Annotated in this window: 18 protein-coding genes; 9 read left to right on the top strand and 9 right to left on the bottom strand. The window is 63.1% G+C overall.

All coding sequences use genetic code 11. From position 1 onward, the window contains the following. Positions 1-27 precede the first annotated feature (27 nt). Complete coding sequence (aroE, locus tag ACYCFC_RS17040) at positions 28-846, top strand: shikimate dehydrogenase (RefSeq protein WP_459652328.1); 819 nt, start codon at positions 28-30, stop codon at positions 844-846. A gap of 76 nt (positions 847-922) precedes the next feature. Here aroE and ACYCFC_RS17035 read toward each other — a convergent pair whose 3' ends face one another. The 3 genes from ACYCFC_RS17035 to ACYCFC_RS17025 all read right to left on the bottom strand — a co-directional run bounded on the left by ACYCFC_RS17035 (position 923) and on the right by ACYCFC_RS17025 (position 2,745). Further along, positions 923-1,489 carry a c-type cytochrome gene (locus ACYCFC_RS17035; RefSeq protein WP_181085234.1) on the bottom strand — a complete coding sequence of 189 codons (567 nt, stop codon included), beginning with the start codon at positions 1,487-1,489 and terminating at the stop codon, positions 923-925. 319 nt (positions 1,490-1,808) lie between these two features. Next, positions 1,809-2,420: an NAD(P)-dependent oxidoreductase gene (locus ACYCFC_RS17030; protein ID WP_181085233.1), complete on the bottom strand. Its 612-nt coding sequence runs from the start codon at positions 2,418-2,420 to the stop codon at positions 1,809-1,811. A gap of 13 nt (positions 2,421-2,433) precedes the next feature. Further along, positions 2,434-2,745 carry a DUF883 family protein gene (locus tag ACYCFC_RS17025; RefSeq protein WP_181085231.1) on the bottom strand — a complete coding sequence of 104 codons (312 nt, stop codon included), beginning with the start codon at positions 2,743-2,745 and terminating at the stop codon, positions 2,434-2,436. Between the two features lie 167 nt (positions 2,746-2,912). Here ACYCFC_RS17025 and pbpG point away from each other — a divergent pair, with 167 nt between their 5' ends. Beyond that, positions 2,913-3,854: a D-alanyl-D-alanine endopeptidase gene (gene pbpG, locus ACYCFC_RS17020; protein WP_459652327.1), complete on the top strand. Its 942-nt coding sequence runs from the start codon at positions 2,913-2,915 to the stop codon at positions 3,852-3,854. A gap of 102 nt (positions 3,855-3,956) precedes the next feature. After that, entirely contained in the window at positions 3,957-6,026 is a 2,070-nt protein-coding gene (gene treS, locus ACYCFC_RS17015) for a maltose alpha-D-glucosyltransferase (RefSeq protein WP_459652326.1), read from the top strand. Positions 6,027-6,102: 76 nt separating this feature from the next. Here treS and ACYCFC_RS17010 read toward each other — a convergent pair whose 3' ends face one another. Together ACYCFC_RS17010 and ACYCFC_RS17005 are read right to left on the bottom strand one after the other, a co-directional pair. Beyond that, positions 6,103-7,731 (bottom strand): hybrid sensor histidine kinase/response regulator, encoded by a 1,629-nt coding sequence (locus ACYCFC_RS17010; protein ID WP_459652325.1) that lies wholly within the window; start codon positions 7,729-7,731, stop codon positions 6,103-6,105. 30 nt (positions 7,732-7,761) lie between these two features. Then, positions 7,762-8,406 carry an MEDS domain-containing protein gene (locus tag ACYCFC_RS17005; protein WP_459652324.1) on the bottom strand — a complete coding sequence of 215 codons (645 nt, stop codon included), beginning with the start codon at positions 8,404-8,406 and terminating at the stop codon, positions 7,762-7,764. A 288-nt stretch (positions 8,407-8,694) separates the two neighbouring features. Between ACYCFC_RS17005 and ACYCFC_RS17000 the strand changes: the two genes are divergently transcribed. The 6 genes from ACYCFC_RS17000 to ACYCFC_RS16975 all read left to right on the top strand — a co-directional run bounded on the left by ACYCFC_RS17000 (position 8,695) and on the right by ACYCFC_RS16975 (position 12,156). Then, positions 8,695-9,138, top strand: coding sequence for an NfeD family protein (locus ACYCFC_RS17000; RefSeq protein ID WP_181085221.1), 444 nt, complete (start codon positions 8,695-8,697; stop codon positions 9,136-9,138). A 15-nt stretch (positions 9,139-9,153) separates the two neighbouring features. After that, positions 9,154-10,017 (top strand): SPFH domain-containing protein, encoded by an 864-nt coding sequence (locus ACYCFC_RS16995; protein ID WP_459652323.1) that lies wholly within the window; start codon positions 9,154-9,156, stop codon positions 10,015-10,017. Between the two features lie 91 nt (positions 10,018-10,108). Next, entirely contained in the window at positions 10,109-10,420 is a 312-nt protein-coding gene (locus tag ACYCFC_RS16990) for an ArsR/SmtB family transcription factor (RefSeq protein WP_181085217.1), read from the top strand. A gap of 27 nt (positions 10,421-10,447) precedes the next feature. Next, on the top strand, positions 10,448-10,990 hold the full coding sequence (locus tag ACYCFC_RS16985) for a rhodanese-like domain-containing protein (RefSeq protein ID WP_459652322.1): 543 nt from the start codon (positions 10,448-10,450) through the stop codon (positions 10,988-10,990). 28 nt (positions 10,991-11,018) lie between these two features. After that, the gene (locus ACYCFC_RS16980) at positions 11,019-11,435 is read left to right on the top strand and encodes a DsrE family protein (RefSeq protein ID WP_181085214.1); all 417 of its coding nucleotides are present in this window, start codon (positions 11,019-11,021) and stop codon (positions 11,433-11,435) included. A gap of 220 nt (positions 11,436-11,655) precedes the next feature. After that, entirely contained in the window at positions 11,656-12,156 is a 501-nt protein-coding gene (locus ACYCFC_RS16975) for a DUF4126 family protein (protein ID WP_459652321.1), read from the top strand. A gap of 16 nt (positions 12,157-12,172) precedes the next feature. On the opposite strand, the gene ACYCFC_RS16970 is transcribed toward ACYCFC_RS16975, so the two are convergent. The 4 genes from ACYCFC_RS16970 to ACYCFC_RS16955 form a co-directional block, all read right to left on the bottom strand. Further along, positions 12,173-12,556 (bottom strand): hypothetical protein, encoded by a 384-nt coding sequence (locus ACYCFC_RS16970; protein WP_459652320.1) that lies wholly within the window; start codon positions 12,554-12,556, stop codon positions 12,173-12,175. A 258-nt stretch (positions 12,557-12,814) separates the two neighbouring features. Next, complete coding sequence (locus ACYCFC_RS16965; RefSeq protein WP_459652319.1) at positions 12,815-13,606, bottom strand: hypothetical protein; 792 nt, start codon at positions 13,604-13,606, stop codon at positions 12,815-12,817. Between the two features lie 258 nt (positions 13,607-13,864). Beyond that, positions 13,865-14,707, bottom strand: a complete 843-nt coding sequence (yghU, locus tag ACYCFC_RS16960; RefSeq protein ID WP_459652318.1) for a glutathione-dependent disulfide-bond oxidoreductase — start codon at positions 14,705-14,707, stop codon at positions 13,865-13,867. Positions 14,708-14,884: 177 nt separating this feature from the next. Further along, positions 14,885-15,802: an amidohydrolase family protein gene (locus tag ACYCFC_RS16955; protein ID WP_181085203.1), complete on the bottom strand. Its 918-nt coding sequence runs from the start codon at positions 15,800-15,802 to the stop codon at positions 14,885-14,887. Positions 15,803-15,805: the final 3 nt, after the last annotated feature.

Below are 15,805 nucleotides of genomic sequence, written 5' to 3'. Positions count from 1 at the left end.
TTGCAGCTTGCAACTTGAGGATTCCCCATGGACCGCTACGGCGTATTCGGCAACCCCATCGGCCACAGCAAGTCGCCGCAGATTCACCGGCTGTTCGCCGAGCAGACGAGGCAGTCGCTCAGCTATGAAGCCCTGCTGGCGCCGCTGGATGACTTTCCCGTTTTTGCCCGGCAGTTCTTCGCCGTCGGGCGCGGCGCCAATGTCACGGTGCCCTTCAAGGAAGAGGCCTACCGGCTGGCCGACCAGCTGACCGAGCGCGCGCGCCGCGCCGGCGCGGTGAATACGCTGCACAAGCTCGACGATGGCACGCTGCTGGGCGACAACACCGACGGCATCGGCCTGGTGCGCGACCTGCTGGAGAACGCCGGCGTGGCCTTGCGGGGCAAGCGCATCCTGTTGCTGGGTGCCGGCGGTGCGGTGCGTGGCGTGCTCGAGCCCTTGCTGGCGCAAGGCCCCGGCGCGCTGGTGATTGCCAACCGCACCCTGGCCAGGGCCGAGCAACTGGCCGGCGAGTTCGCCGAGCTGGGTGCGGTGAGCGCGAGTGCCTTCGAGCAGTTGCAGGGATGCTTCGATGTGATCATCAATGGCACCTCGGCCAGCCTCGCGGGTGAGCTGCCGCCGCTGGCCGACGAACTGATCGCCGCCGGCGAAACCTTCTGCTACGACATGATGTATGGCGCAGCGCCCACGCCTTTCTGTCAGTGGGCTGCAGGTCTTGGCGCGCACACCCGCGATGGTCTGGGCATGCTGGTGGAACAGGCGGCGGCGGCCTTCGAACTATGGCGCGGTGTGCGACCGGAATCGGCACCTGTGTTGATGGAGCTGCGCCGCCAGCTCGAAAGCTGAGTGGCGATCAGAAACGAAACTGGATCTGCTGATCTTTTTGTGCTTATCCAGGGCAGCCCGGCAAGGCCTGCCGGGATCAGATTCCGCTCAGGTAGCGGGCAACGGCCTCGATCTCCATGGGTGTCAGTTTGGTGGCAATTGAGCTCATGATGGCGTTTTCGTCGGTCCGTTCGCGTTCGTTGAACTCGCGCAGTTGGCTGATCAGGTAACGCATGTGCTGGCCGGCAATTCGTGGTAACTCATCGGTGCCGGCACCCTCTTCACCGTGACAACTTGAACAGGCTGCGACCCCCGACCATTGGTTGCCATTGTGGTAGATGTATTTGCCGACCGCTGTGAAATCAGGATCGCTGGCACGGTGTGCCTTGACCGGCTTGCTGCTGAAATACTGGCCCAAAGCTACCATCTCGTCAGACTCGAGGTTGGCGGCAATGTCATTCATGGTGCCCTTGCGCCGACCGGCCTTGAAGTCTTCCAGCTGCTTGCTGATGTAGGTCGCGCTCTGGCCAGCCAGACGCGGATAGATGGCACTGGAACTTTCACCATCCGCTCCGTGACACACCTTGCATACCGAATTGACGATAGCCACAGCACGCTCCTCGTCTGCTGCCTGCACTTGAGCAACGACCAGCAAAGCGGTCATGAAAAAGAGTCTGCGCAACATAGGAAATCCCCTGAAGAGTCTTTAAGCATGGCTTTTTGCCTTAATGATACCGGAGCCGGCTGGCCAGTGACGAGGCCGGGCGCAGGCACATCCGTTCCTGCAGGAACAACAACCATGGACACAAGAAGGCATCAATCCACCCAGTTGCGCAATGCCTGCCGAGCCTGATCATTCAGTGGCTTGGCTTGGCTTGGCTTGGTGGAGCAGGTGGCGGTTTTCAAACTAGGGCGCGGGGTGCGCCCGGAGACGGCACAGGGGCTGAAGGCGTTGCGCCGCCAGCTCGAAGGCTGAAAGGCGTTCAGAAACGAAACTGGATCTGCTGATGCAGGTGCTGTGGATACTCCAGCTCATCGACCATGGCGGCGGCGATGCGTCGCAGCTTCACGCGCGGATCATTCCCGGGTAGCCCGTCGATATCGCTGAAGTCCTCGATGGAGAGCGCCTCGCCTGCAGTGCCGGCATCCACCAGAGTCCATTTCAGCGGATGCGAGGCGATAAGCTGCAAGGCTGCGGTCAGCTCCGACTCTTCGGCATGCGCGCTGAAGTCGGCTACCAGCAACAGGCGCTCGACACCGGCTTCCGTCATCCCCGAGAGCAGGGTGTACACCGCCTGATACAGATCCTGTGGCTGGCCCACGAGAGTGGCATCCGGTGCGGTGGGAACGGAAGGACTGTCGAACAGGCAGATCACCCCATGCATGCCGGCAACGCTGCGCGACACGCTGGCCGCATCGAACAGATCGCCGGCCTTGGCGCGCAGCCCCGGTCGGGCGGTGAGCGAATTGAAGTCGTTGACCAGGGCTACTGCCTCGTGCTGCCGGCTCAGCAGTTCGCAGAGCACGGCATTGCCCAGGCTGGAATTGGCCCCGTACAAGGCGAACTTGCGGCGCGGCGTTTCGGCGTTGAGCATGGTCGGGTGTCCTTCAGCGGCGCGTGGCCAGGTAGCCGATCAGTGCCACAGCGCCAGCGGCCAATGCCAGGGTGCTCAAGGGATGCTTGCGCGCGCAATCGCTGGCCATGCGCGTGGCTTCGCGGCTGCGCCGGGACAGATCGTGGCAATGTTCATCCCAGTTACCGTCGTGCCAGAGCGACTCGGCGCGCGAGCGCAGCTCGTCGAGCTTATGACGCGAACCCCGGCGGGCTTCGCGCTTGAGCTCGTCCAGCGCGCTCATCAGATTGTGGATTTCGCGTTCGATCTCGTCGCGGGTGGTGGTTTTGCCGTTGAAACGGGACATGAGAAGCCTCCCCTGGGTTGATATCTGCTGGTTGGACCGCCCGCACGCCTGAAGGTGCGACGATTCTCTTCTACACTCCACCGGCATGAACCCGTCGGGGACGGCTTTCCGTATACTGCGCGCCGCGTGATTCCGTCCATTTCGTCACTTTTTCTCTGGTACTTCTCGTGAAGCTTCGCCATTCCCTTTTCGGCCTGCTGCTGGCCTGCAGCAGCGCCATCATCAGCCCCGCTGCGGTCGCGGCTCCGGCTGTGGTCCAGCAGGAACTCGCCTCCGGCAGCGCCCTGCTGATCGACCTGAAAACCAGTCAGGTCCTGTATTCGAGCAATCCCGATCTGGTGGTGCCCATCGCCTCGGTAACCAAGCTGATGACCGCCATGGTGGCGCTCGACGCCAGGCTGCCGCTCGATGAGCAGCTGTCGGTCACCATTCGCGACGCGGTGGAAATGCAGGGCGTGTTCTCCCGGGTACGCATCGGCAGCGAGATCAGCCGCCGCGAGATGCTGCTGCTGACCCTGATGTCCTCGGAGAACCGTGCGGCGGCAAGCCTGGCCCACCACTATCCGGGCGGTTATGCGGCCTTTGTCCAGGCGATGAACCTCAAGGCCAGCGCACTGGGCATGAGCAGCACCCGCTATGTCGAGCCCACCGGCCTGTCGGAGCGCAACGTCTCCAGTGCCAATGATCTGGTCAAGCTGCTGCGGGCCAGCCAGGCCTATCCGCTGATCGGCGAGCTCAGCACCCTGTCCGAGAAGACCGTGGCCTTTCGCAAGCCCAACTACACCTTGGGCTTTCGCAACACCAATGCGCTGGTGCGCAAACCCGGCTGGGATATCCAGCTGACCAAGACCGGCTTCACCAACGCCGCCGGTCACTGCCTGGTGATGCGTACCGTGATGGACCAGCGTGACGTGGCCTTCGTGGTGCTCGACGCCTTCGGCAAGTACACCCACATGGCCGATGCCAATCGCTTGAAGAAGTGGTTGGAGACCGGCAAGACCACACCGGTGGCGCCGGCTGCCCTGGCCTACAAGGCGCAGAAACAGGCCGAACGCCAGCTGGCCGGGCAGCCGGGCGATGCCGCGACTGCGGTAGCCGGGGCGCGCTGAAAGGGCTCTTCAACGTGTCGATACAGCGCGCAATGCAACGATGCCGGTGCGCCCGACTCAAACGACTACCGTCCCTCAGCGCACCGGGAAACGAACGTCGTTATGAGTACACCAGACAGCACTTACATCGAATGGCTGGAAGACCAGTCCATGCTTCACGCGGCCCGCGAGCGGGCCCGCCTCTATGCCGGCCAGGCCCGGCTCTGGCAGCGTCCCTATGCCCAGGCGCGGCCGCGCGATGCGAGCGCGATTTCCTCGGTGTGGTTCACCGCTTACCCCGCAGCGATCATCACGCCCGAGGGCGGCTCGGTGCTGCAGGCGCTGGGCGATGACCGGCTCTGGAGCGCCTTGTCCGAGCTTGGCGTGCAGGGCATTCACAACGGCCCGATGAAGCGCTCCGGCGGCTTGCGCGGACATGAATTCACCCCGACCATCGACGGCAATTTCGACCGCATCAGCTTCGACATCGACCCCAACCTCGGCACCGAGGCGCAGATGCTGCAGCTCAGCCGCATGGCCGCCGCGCACAATGCCATCGTCATCGACGACATCGTCCCGGCGCACACCGGCAAAGGCCCGGATTTCCGCCTCGCCGAGATGGCCTACGGCGATTATCCCGGTCTGTACCACATGGTCGAGATCAACGAGGAAGACTGGCCGCTGTTGCCCGAGGTGCCGGCGGGGCGCGACTCGGTCAACCTTCCGCCAGCGGTGGTCGACCAGCTCAAGGACAAGCACTACATCGTCGGCCAGCTGCAACGGGTAATCTTCTTCGAGCCGGGTATCAAGGACACCGACTGGAGCGCCACCGGGGTTATCACTGGCGTCGACGGCAAGCGCCGGCGCTGGGTCTACCTGCACTACTTCAAGGAAGGCCAGCCCTCGCTGAACTGGCTGGACCCGACCTTCGCCGCGCAACAGCTGATCATCGGTGATGCCCTGCATGCCATCGACGTCTCGGGCGCGCGCGTGCTGCGCCTGGACGCCAACGGCTTTCTCGGCGTCGAACGCCGCGCCGAGGGCACCGCCTGGTCCGAGAGCCATCCGTTGTCGGTCACCGGCAACCAGCTGATCGCCAGCACCATCCGCAAGGCCGGCGGTTTCAGCTTCCAGGAGCTGAACCTGACCATCGACGACATCGCCGCCATGTCCCACGGCGGCGCCGACCTGTCCTACGACTTCATCACCCGCCCCGCCTATCATCATGCGCTGCTGACCGGCGACACCGAATTCCTGCGGCTGATGTTGCGCGAGGTGCATGCCTTCGGTATCGATCCGGCCTCCTTGATCCACGCCATGCAGAACCACGACGAGCTGACCCTGGAACTGGTGCACTTCTGGACGCTGCACGCCTACGACCATTACCACTACCACGGCCAGACGCTGCCGGGCGGCATCCTGCGCGAGCACATCCGCGAGGAAATGTACGAGCGGCTGACCGGCGAACACGCACCCTACAATCTCAAGTTCGTCACTAATGGCGTGTCCTGCACGACCGTCAGCGTGATCACTGCGGCGCTGGGCATCCGTGACCTGAACGCGATCGGCGCCGCCGAGATCGAACAGATCCAGCGCCTGCATATCCTGCTGGTGATGTTCAACGCCATGCAGCCCGGCGTGTTCGCCCTCTCCGGCTGGGACCTGGTCGGCGCCCTGCCGTTGGAAATCGAGCAGGTCGAGCACCTCATGGGTGACGGTGATACCCGCTGGTTGCATCGCGGCGCCTACGACCTGGCCGATCTCGCACCCGAGGCCGATGCTTCTCCCGAAGGCTTGCCCAAGGCTCGCTCGCTCTACGGCAGCCTGGTCGAGCAATTGCAGAACGCGGGCTCCTTCGCTTGCCAACTCAAGCGCATCCTCAGTGTGCGCCGGGCCTACGACATCGCCGCCAGCAAACAGATCCTGATTGCGGACGTACAAGCGCCCGGTCTGCTGGTGATGGTGCATGAGCTGCCCGCCGGCAAGGGCGTGCAGATCACCGCGCTGAACTTCAGCGCCGAACCGATCAGCGAAACCATCTGCCTGCCCGGCGTTGCGCCTGGCCCGGTGGTTGACATTATTCATGAGCGGGTCGAGGGCGATCTGGCCGAAACCTGCGAGATGAACCTTATCCTCGACCCCTATGAAGGGCTGGCTCTGCGGGTGGTGAGTGCGGCTTCGCCAGTGCTCTGACGGCACGTTGGCGGTATCGCCAGGATTGCTCCGAAGGTTCCGGCTTGTTCGGCAATCGGCGAGTCCCGAGTCGGTTCTAACGCACCGGCCCGGCAGCTGGGCAGGGGCCGGCAATGGCTGCGTCGAGGGCCTCCAGCGAGACCGGCTTGACCAGATGAGTGTCGAAGCCCGCAGTCTTCGAGCGTTCAAAATCCCGGATCTGGCCATAGCCGGTGAGTGCCACCAGACGCAGTTCTTCCTTCGAGAACCTTCCTCGCAGAGCCGCCGCCAGACCGTAACCGTCCATGCCCGGCAGGCCGATATCCAGCACCGCGACATCGGGACGGAACGCGTTGGCGATCTGCAATGCCTGCAGCGGCTCGCTGGTGGCGACGACTTCATGTCCGTGGTGAGCCAGGTAATCACGCAGGCTTTCCAGTGCATCGATGTTGTCGTCGACCAGCAGTATGCGAAGCGCCGCTCCGGCGGCTGCCGGGGCGAGATCGGGCGATGCATGAAGCCTGTTCGGTGAGCTCAGGCGTGGTAGCGAGACCGTGAACGCCGAGCCGCAACCGATGCCCTCGCTGCGCGCCATCACCGAACCTTCGTGCAGCTCGACGAAGGTTTTCACCAGCGCCAGGCCGATACCGAGCCCGCCCTTGCCACGGTCGATGGTGGCCGCGCCCTGTTCGAATATGTTGAATAGCCTGGGAAACAGGGTCGGGCTGATGCCCGAGCCGTTGTCCTGCACGGTGATCGATACCTGTGACTCGGTCGTTTCCATGGCCATTTCGATTCTGCCGCCGCGGTCGGTGTACTTCGCCGCGTTCGTCAACAGGTTGGCGAACACCTGCATCAGTCGGGTCGGATCGCCATACACCCATACCGAGTGTTCGGGCAGGCGTATCGTCAAGGTGTGGCCGCGCTCCTGAAACAGCGTATCGGTGGCCTCGACAGTGCGCTGAATCACGCTGTTCAGATCGAGCGGTTCGCGCTTGAGTTCGACCTTGCCCTGGATGATGCGGGTCGCGTCCAGCAAGTCATCGAGCAGGTTGGACAGATGCTTCGCCTGGCGCTCGATGATCTGATGTTCACGCGACAGTTCCTGCCCTTTGCTGCGCAGCCTGAGCAGGTCCATCACGGTGATGATCGGCGCCAGGGGATTGCGCAGTTCGTGCCCCAGCATGGCGAGGAACTCATCCTTGGCGCGGCTGGCCTGCTCGCGTTCATGGTCGGCCCGGGCGGTCTGCAGGCCTGTGGTCGCCAGCGATGCGGCGGCGCGCAGAAAAGCGAGTTGCGGCTCGCTGGGAAAGTCATGCCGATCGGAGCCAAACCAGATGTTTCCGCCGAACTTGCCGTAGCCCATGCTCAGCCGCACCACGCGCATCGGCTGGCGCGGGGTGAACAGCAGGTGCACACGTCCATCCGGCAGGCGCGTCTGCTTCCATTCACGGGCGGCAGTCTCCCATTCGACACGCTCTGGTGCGTCGATGTATTGCCCGTTCAGGCGTAGCACGCGGTGGTTGGGCGTGTCCGGCAGCAGCTTGACGTCGACCATGGTGAAACGCATCGGCACGATGCGTTCGACGGCTTCGATGGTGATCTGCACAATGGCGGCTCCGTCGCGCCCCGCCCACAAGGCAGGCAGGGCCAGCAGACCCATCAGGTCGCGAATGCTCCGGTCTGCGGTGGCGTTATCCAGGCGTCCTGGCATCGGTTGACTCATCCATTGGCTCGGCCAGCGCAAGGGCTGTGATCAGCCGGCATGGGCGCTATGCAGATGTGTGCCGGTTTCCCTGTTGCGCAGCTCTTCGAGCATTTCGGTTGCAGGGGTGTAGAAGGGGTTTTCCTGCACGATGCCGTTGATCAGTGTCAGGGGATGGGTGCGCAGCAGGTCCATCATCATCGAGCCGTTCAGTTTGGCGATGTCGTAGACGCAAATCGCCGGCTGGCGATTCTGCGACAGCACTTCGTTGACCTCCGCCTCGTAGGCGAGCAGATCCTTTTCCACGGCTGCGCCACGGAACGCCCAGTCCATGTTGCCCATGATGCGTACCCTGGGATAACCCGCCTCGGTCGCCTTCTTGCAGACGGCATCCAGCGTCGCGAGCATGCGATCCTTCTCGAAGGCGCCGTTTTCATCCAGGTAAACGCCCTGCCAGGATTGCAGCTCCAGCTGGCCACAGGCTTCACAGGCGTGGGTATCGATTCCGCCAGCAGTCAGGCGATTCCTGTGCTCCGACAGCGTGGCTGGGTCGAGAATATGGATGCTCTTCTCACCCTGGTCGAGCGCTTCCCTGAAAAAGGGAATCAGCACGTCGTATTCCTGCTCGCGACTATCGAAGAATGCGCAAACATGGAAATGCTCGATGGGAGTGCCTGCCAGTGAAAGGTCGCTCATCAATGATCTCCAGAGTTCAGGCTGCTCTCAAGCAGCCATGAATGTAGCCGGCGGTGACAAGCCTCCGATTCTACAGGCTAAAACAAAGCCGCACCCCTACACTCGGACTCTCTTCGCGATAAGCGGTCGAGACTTTGGTGCTGGGTTGTGGATTCGGCTTCTCTGCGGCAAGGCAATGCATGACAGGCTTCCGGCAAAGCGCAGACAATGGCGTCCATACTTGGCCGCCGATGCCGCTGCGCGGGCGGCACCGGCATGGGCCGGCATCAGTCTGACAATGGAGTCGAAATGGCTATCGAATGGTGGTATTGGGCGGTCGGTGGTCTGCTGCTGATCATGCTTGAGCTGGTGATTCCCTCGTTTTTCGTGATCTGGTTCGGCATGGGCGCGCTGCTGGTCGGGGCGATCTTGCTGTTGGCTGGCGATCTGTCACTGACCCTGCAGCTACTGATCTGGGCGCTGGCTTCGCTGGCCATGGTGGTGCTGTGGTTCAGGGTGTTCAAACCCAGTCGACACAAGACCCTGATCGGCACCGCCGCCGGCGAGGTGATTGGTGAAGTGGGGCTGCTGGTCGGCCAGGTCGAGCCGTTCCAGCGGGGCCGGGTGCGGTTCCAGCGGCCCATTCTTGGCGCCGAGGAATGGGCCTGCGTGGCGGAGCAGAGCATCAGTGCTGGCGAGCGTGTGCGGCTGGTGTCCGTCGAGGGCAGTTATCTGAAAGTTGCCAAAGCTTAATCGAGGAGTTGCGTCATGAATGAGGGACTGATCATTGCCGGCGTGGTGCTGGTTTTCATCGTCATCACCATCGCCAAGGGCGTGCGCCTGGTGGCCCAGGGTGAGGAATGGGTGGTCGAGCGGCTCGGCAAATACCACAGCACCCTGCGACCGGGGCTGAACATTCTGATTCCCTACCTGGACAATGTCGCCTACAAACTGGTGACCAAGGACATCATCCTCGACGTGCAGGAACAGGAGGTTATCACCCGCGATAATGCGGTGATTCTCACCAATGCCATTGCTTTCATCAAGGTCACCGATCCGGTCAAGGCGGTGTACGGCATCACCGATTTCTCCGAAGCAATCCGCAACCTGATCATGACCACCCTGCGCTCCATCGTCGGCGAAATGGAGCTGGACGAGGCGCTGTCATCGCGTGACCGGATCAAGGCGCGCCTGCGCGAAAGCATCGCCGATGAAGCGGTGGACTGGGGCCTGACCGTCAAGTCGGTGGAAATCCAGGACATCAAGCCCTCGGAATCCATGCAGCGTGCGATGGAGCTGCAGGCCGCTGCCGAACGCGAGCGCAAGGCCACCGTGACCCGTGCCGAAGGCGCCAAGCAGGCGGCCATTCTCGAAGCCGAGGCAAGGCTGGAATCAGCCCGTCGCGATGCCGATGCCCAGGTCATGCTGGCCGAAGCCTCGGCCGAGGCGATTCGCCGGGTCAGCAGCGCCGTCGGCAATGAAAGCGGACCGATGATGTACCTGCTCGGCGAGAAATACATCGCCGCGCTGGACCGCCTGAGCCAGAGCGACAACGCCAAGACCGTGCTGCTGCCCGCCGACATCCAGGAAACCCTGCGTGGCGTGGTCGGCAGGCTCGGGGCGCGTGGATAAGCCGCAGGCGGCGCGGCGCATGCGCTTGAAATACGTGCTTGCCATTTATATTAGTTAAATCTAAATTAGATTCAGCTTAATCAGAGGCCCTATGGCATTCAGTGAACAGGAGCTGGCCGTTCTGCAGGACAGTGCGGCCAGGGCGGCGGTCATGCTGCGTGCCGTGGGTAACGAGCACCGGCTGCTGGTGCTCTGCCTGCTGATCGAGCATGGCGAATTGTCAGTGGGGGAGCTGCACCGGTACCTGCCGTTGAGCCAGTCGGCGCTGTCGCAGCATCTGGCGAAAATGCGCGACGAGGGGCTGATTACCTTTCGCCGCGAGGCGCAGACGCTGTACTACCGGATCGGCAATCCCGATGTGAACCGGCTGATCGGCACTCTCAAGGAGATCTTCTGCCCTTGAGAGCCAACCACTCGAGAGGATTGCGCAATGAAGATGCTTGCTGGAGTCATGCTGGGCTGCTTGTTTGCCCTGAACGTTCAGGCCGTGGAGATCGGCATGCCGGCCAAGGAGGCCCAGGCCAAGGTCGAAAGCGGAGAGAAAGACTTTCTGTTCATCGATGTGCGAGATCCTGTCGAGATCATGTTTGTCGGTTTCACCGACAGCGCGCATGTGAATATTCCCTATCTGCTGGTTGACCGCAATGAGGTGAATGAGGAACGCGGAACCTTCAGCGTCAACCGCAACCCGAACTTCGTTGCCGAAGTCGCCGCGGAGCTTGAGCGGCGCGGCCTGCCGGCGGACAGCGAAATCGTCACCCTGTGCCGTTCCGGCAGCGAGCGCGGCGAGCCCAGCGCCCGGTACCTGCGTGAAAACGGCTTCCCCAACGCCCGCTATGTCGTTCATGGTTTCCAGGGCGACAGCATCAAGGAAGGCGAGCAGGCCGGCTTCCGCCTGCTCAACGGTTGGCAGAATGAAGGCCTGCCGTGGAGCCCGAAGATGAACCTGCAGAAAATCTATCGCGGCCAGTAACGGCCAGGCTTAGCAAGGAGATACAACGATGAAGAAGCTGTTGTGTGCTGTGGCGCTGCTGGGTGCCAGTTCAAGCCTGCTGGCTGACGATCGATCGGTTACGGTGATCCTCAGCGATGCCAGCGGCATGACGCAGGGCATGGCGATGGTCCTGGCCAACCAGATGCAGGCGCAGGGTGCCCAAGTGGATATTCTGCTGTGCGATCAGGCTGGATCGTTGGCCCTGAAGGATGCAGGTGGCGAGCCGCTGAAGCCGAACGACGTCACGCCGGCGCAACTGCTTTCCGCCGCGATGGACAAAGGGGCGAGCGTATCGGTCTGTGCCCTCTATCTGCCCAACAGCGGGCACCCGAAAGAGGCCCTGAAGGACGGCGTCGGCGTGGCCAAGCCCGACGACATGGCCCGTTCCATGCTGGAGAGTGGACGCAAGGTGTTCAGTTTCTGAGTTTTATCGTCGAGCGCCATGAGGCCTGTAGGGTCGAATCCATTGACTCGTGATTTACCCAAGCTGAACAAGACAGGCTCTACGGGCCTTGCCACAGCGACGAGAGGGGCTGGAGGAAGACGGCATTAGTCTTTGCGGCCTTGGCTGGCCAGTCCGCTCTCCGCTGAACGTCCCCATTTCGGCCCGGTCGGAATTAGACCGCCATCGGGAGAAAACCAGCATGACCAACTCCAGCAGTCTCTTGTGGGCCGCCCTGGCAATCGGGGCGGTGACGGGCATGCGCAGCATGTTGGCGCCGACGATGGTCAGTCGAGCGTTGAACAGGCGGGATGATCTCGATGGCGCGGGCGAGGCCGCGCAGTGGCTGACGTCTGACGTGGCGCGCACGGCGTTGGTGCCGCTGGCGGCCAGCGAGGTGCTGGGAGACAAGATGCCCTTTGCTCCGGATCGCACGATTGCCCCTTCGATGATGTTTCGTGCGTTCTCGGGCGGTGTGAGTGCGGCGGCGCTGGCGGGTGTGCGGCGCGAGCCGGCACGGGTGCCGGTATTGCTCGGCGCGACGGCGGCGCTGATCGCTGCCAAGATCGGGCTGAGCCTGCGCAAGCCCTATCAGCCGAGACCGCTGCTGAATGCGGCGCTCGGCTTGGCCGAAGACTGCCTGGCGCTGGCGATCGGTAGCGCCGGGTTGCGCCGGGCGTTGGGGCGTGGCCGGGGCGAGTGATGAGGTGCGGGCGCGTTCAGTCCGTTTTGTGCGGGTTGTTTTTCACCAGTCGGGAATAGGCCTCGGGGTAGCGATAGGCGAAGGTTGCATGCTGCTCCGCCAGTTCGGCCTGCATGGCTTCGCGCTCATGGGCCGGTAGCTTGGCCAGGTATTTCCGGGTGATCGCGTACTTGGCCGCCATCAGGGCGTTGTGAGCTTCGCGCTGTTCTCGTTCGAGGGCCTTGGCGCGGCGTTCACGCAGGGCCTGCTGATCGGTGTGCATATTGCCGCCTTCGTGCAGCACAAAGGCGCTCTTGGAGGCACCTTGCGTCTGCTCCATGGCCGGTTGGGCGGCCCAGGCGCTGGAAAATACGGGCAGGCAAACCAGCAGGCAGGACGTGACGGATCTCGACATGTTCATGGCGTGGCTCTCGGCTCGGATGGGCAGTACTCAGCCGCCCCGGAGCGTTCAGAGTACGCGAGGTTCATTATGCCGTTGCCGCGCCAATCGCCGCAGGGGATGGCTTCCGTAAGCACGTAGGGTTTGCCACGAGGGGCGCGCCTCACGATGCGGGCCGGCATCGCTGGTGTTTGAGGCTGCCACTGGAGGCAGGGCGGAGGGGGGCGTCGCTAAACAGCGGGCCGCCTCGCGCGGCCCGCTGTTATGAAGGTGTTGCTGTCAGCTCGGTCGCTGGATCACGCAGATACGGTCACGACTTGCCCCCGTTTGAGTGGTGTCGACGTCCGGAGCGACTCCGGGTGCGTCGACAGGCGTGCCGTGGCCCGTCGTCCCGGCTCCGGTCGGGGCCGTGGTGGCGGTGGTTTCAGGGTAGTCCGTACCGGCGCGTTTGGCGGCGCTACCGATGTCATAGCGACCGGTGTCGGCAGAGCTGCTGGCGTCAGGACGGGTCGAGGACGCATCGGTGGTATGGCATGGGCTCGCTGCGCTTGCGGCTAGATGCTGGTCCGTCGAATGACGCGTGCCGACAAAGTGCTTGTCGAGGTGGCTGTCGCCGCCGGTCGCGCCGGCATAGGGGCTGGTGGGGCCGGGGTAGCCGTGCGCTGCGGCTGTATCGTTGGGGCCGGCGCCGTGCTCGTGGATGTCCAGGGCGCCGTTGTATTCCAGCGCGTCGCGGGCCCTGATCAGTTGGTCCTCGTCGGTTACATCCACGGCGATTACCAGAGCACCCCGGCGTATCGCATCCGGATACGCCGTAGCGTAATGGCGATGGTCTGTGTGGGGTTCGTTGCCGAACAGCGATTGGAAGAAATGCGCGACCCTGGCGTCATGCTGCGTGCGATCCAGAGTGCTGTCGGTGGTGGAGTAGGGTGCGTCGTAGGCGTGGATTTCCGCCATTTCGGCGCCTACGGCGTGGATCTGCTCGCGTGGGATGCCGCGCGCCATCAGGTCGCCGCGAGTGCGGTTGGCATCGGTCAGCGTTGCGAACGCTGCTACCAGTGTATGTCTCATGGTTCACCTCACGTTGTGTTGAACAACCGGGTATGCAGAGCGCTGCGTTGCCCGGCACGACGACGCGCCAGAGGCGGTCAGCCCATGGATGACAGACAGCCAAAAGCAGCACCCATGAAACTTTGGGTGTGTGACTACTGGCAGAGTTCAGCAGGGAAGATCAGCGGTCAGGGGAGTGTGGCAAGACTGCCTGGCATGCTTGTGCGGCTGCGAGGTGGAAAGGATTTGCCGTTTCCACCCGCCGCAGCGTGTAGCGAATCAGTCGAGATCCGAGGCATCGTGGCGCTCGGGCGCCTGTTCCGATTCCTCGCCCCAGGTGCGGTTGACCTTGCGCCCGCGAATCACCGCGGGGCGGGCGGCGATCTCGGCGGCCCAGCGTTGCACGTGCCGGTAATCCTGCACGGAAAGAAACTCCGCTGCCTCGTACAGCTCGCCGAGGGCGAGGGCGCCGTACCAAGGCCAGATGGCCATTTCGGCGATTGAGTACTCATCGCCGGCGATATAGGGCCGTTCGGCCAGCTGGTGATCGAGCACGTCCAGCTGACGCTTGGCTTCCATGGCATAGCGGTTGATCGGGTATTCGTATTTCTCCGGCGCATAGGCATAGAAATGCCCGAAGCCGCCGCCGACGAAGGGCGCCGAGCCCATCTGCCAGAACAGCCAGTTCAGCGTCTCGGTGCGCGCGCGGGGTTCGCTGGGCAGGAAGGCGCCGAATTTTTCCGCGAGGTAGACCAGGATCGAGCCGGACTCGAATACCCGCAGTGGCTCGCCGTCGACGCTGTGGTCGGCCAGTGCCGGGATCTTCGAATTGGGGTTGATCTTGACGAAGCCGCTGCCGAACTGGTCGCCGTCGCCGATGTTGATCAGCCAGGCGTCGTATTCGGCGCCGGCATGGCCGAGGGCGAGCAGCTCTTCGAGCATGATGCTGACCTTGACGCCGTTGGGGGTGGCCAGCGAGTAGAGCTGCAGCGGGTGCTTGCCCACCGGCAGCGCTTTTTCCTCGCGCGCGCCGGCGGTGGGGGCGTTGATGCTGGCGAACTTGCCGCCCGACGGTGCGTCATGTGTCCAGACCTTCGGCGGTGTGTAGCTGGTGTCGCTCATGCGAAGCTCCTTTCCCGGACAGGAAGCGTCCGAAGCTGCTTTTTCGGACAGTTGAATGGCGATATTCGTGCCGGCCGAATCGCATTCGGCCATGGTACGGGCGGACCGTACCATCTACCCGCTTGCAGTGGCAGGGGCTCGATGAACCGTCGGGAATGGGCCTTGATCGACCTGGACCTAGCGCTGTTCGCTGAAACCATAGAGTTTGGCCGGGTTGTCGCTGAGGATGCGCCGACGTGTAGCGGCGTCAGGTACCAGGCGGAGAAATTCGTCCACCAGATCGCCGTCGTTGGGTATCGGGCCGGGTAGCTGCACATGAGGCCAATCGGTGCCGAACAGACAGCGATCTTCTCGCGTCGAGACCAGCTCGGTGACAAAAGCGTCGACATCCTCGAAAGGCGCCTGGCCAAGCGAAGAAACCCGGTTCGGCCCGCTGAGCTTGACCCATGTCCGTCCCGCTTCGAGTAGCGCAAGCAATTGTCTGAAGCCTGGGTCATGGGCGCCCTGGTGGGCCGGGATGTGGCCCATGTGGTCTATCACGCTGTCGGTGGGCAGGCGGTCGAGGCGTTCGGCCAGCCGCTCGATCTTCGAGACGTCTACCAGAAACTGCACATGCCAACCCAGACCGGTCACCCGCTCGGCAAGCGTTTCGATGTCGGAGAAGGGCACGCCGCCGGGGAACAGCAGGTTGATGCGGATTCCACGCACACCCAGTGCATGCATCCGCTCGAACTCGGCATCAGTGATCGACCGGTCAACGACGGCGACACCACGCCATTGGATCGGGTCGTCGTTACGGATCGCCGCGAGCGTGTCTAGCATGAGGCTGTTGTCGGTACCGAACACGCTTGGCTGAACCAGTACGGCACGCTCGAAACCGAGCGTGCCGAGCATCTTCCGATAGGCCGCTTCACCGGCGTCCGGCGGTGTATAGCTGCGATTCGCCTGATAGGGATACCGTTGCTGCGGCCCGAACAGGTGCGCGTGGGTGTCGCAGGCCTTGGGCGGCAGCGCCTCGATGGGTGGTCGAGGGCTGGGGTCCGCGCCGGGAATGGTGGGCTCGCTGAATGTTGACTGTGTGGAATGACCGCTCATATA

The sequence above is a fragment of the Stutzerimonas sp. NM35 genome (assembly GCF_054604355.1).
Note: the sequence above shows the minus strand (reverse complement) of the source record. Positions and strands in the feature narration are given on the sequence as shown.

Excerpts from the sequence above, each read along its gene's own strand:
- ACYCFC_RS16990 (WP_181085217.1), top strand. The coding sequence starts at position 10,109 with ATGGCATTCAGTGAACAGGAGCTGGCCGTTCTGCAGGACAGTGCGGCC.
- ACYCFC_RS16970 (WP_459652320.1), bottom strand. The coding sequence starts at position 12,556 with ATGAACATGTCGAGATCCGTCACGTCCTGCCTGCTGGTTTGCCTGCCC.
- ACYCFC_RS17030 (WP_181085233.1), bottom strand. The coding sequence starts at position 2,420 with ATGCTCAACGCCGAAACGCCGCGCCGCAAGTTCGCCTTGTACGGGGCC.
- ACYCFC_RS17035 (WP_181085234.1), bottom strand. The coding sequence starts at position 1,489 with ATGACCGCTTTGCTGGTCGTTGCTCAAGTGCAGGCAGCAGACGAGGAG.
- ACYCFC_RS16980 (WP_181085214.1), top strand. The coding sequence starts at position 11,019 with ATGAAGAAGCTGTTGTGTGCTGTGGCGCTGCTGGGTGCCAGTTCAAGC.
- ACYCFC_RS17025 (WP_181085231.1), bottom strand. The coding sequence starts at position 2,745 with ATGTCCCGTTTCAACGGCAAAACCACCACCCGCGACGAGATCGAACGC.
- ACYCFC_RS17005 (WP_459652324.1), bottom strand. The coding sequence starts at position 8,406 with ATGAGCGACCTTTCACTGGCAGGCACTCCCATCGAGCATTTCCATGTT.
- ACYCFC_RS16955 (WP_181085203.1), bottom strand. The coding sequence starts at position 15,802 with ATGAGCGGTCATTCCACACAGTCAACATTCAGCGAGCCCACCATTCCC.
- ACYCFC_RS17010 (WP_459652325.1), bottom strand. The coding sequence starts at position 7,731 with ATGAGTCAACCGATGCCAGGACGCCTGGATAACGCCACCGCAGACCGG.
- ACYCFC_RS16995 (WP_459652323.1), top strand. The coding sequence starts at position 9,154 with ATGAATGAGGGACTGATCATTGCCGGCGTGGTGCTGGTTTTCATCGTC.
- ACYCFC_RS16965 (WP_459652319.1), bottom strand. The coding sequence starts at position 13,606 with ATGAGACATACACTGGTAGCAGCGTTCGCAACGCTGACCGATGCCAAC.
- aroE (WP_459652328.1), top strand. The coding sequence starts at position 28 with ATGGACCGCTACGGCGTATTCGGCAACCCCATCGGCCACAGCAAGTCG.
- treS (WP_459652326.1), top strand. The coding sequence starts at position 3,957 with ATGAGTACACCAGACAGCACTTACATCGAATGGCTGGAAGACCAGTCC.
- yghU (WP_459652318.1), bottom strand. The coding sequence starts at position 14,707 with ATGAGCGACACCAGCTACACACCGCCGAAGGTCTGGACACATGACGCA.
- ACYCFC_RS17000 (WP_181085221.1), top strand. The coding sequence starts at position 8,695 with ATGGCTATCGAATGGTGGTATTGGGCGGTCGGTGGTCTGCTGCTGATC.
- ACYCFC_RS16975 (WP_459652321.1), top strand. The coding sequence starts at position 11,656 with ATGACCAACTCCAGCAGTCTCTTGTGGGCCGCCCTGGCAATCGGGGCG.
- ACYCFC_RS16985 (WP_459652322.1), top strand. The coding sequence starts at position 10,448 with ATGAAGATGCTTGCTGGAGTCATGCTGGGCTGCTTGTTTGCCCTGAAC.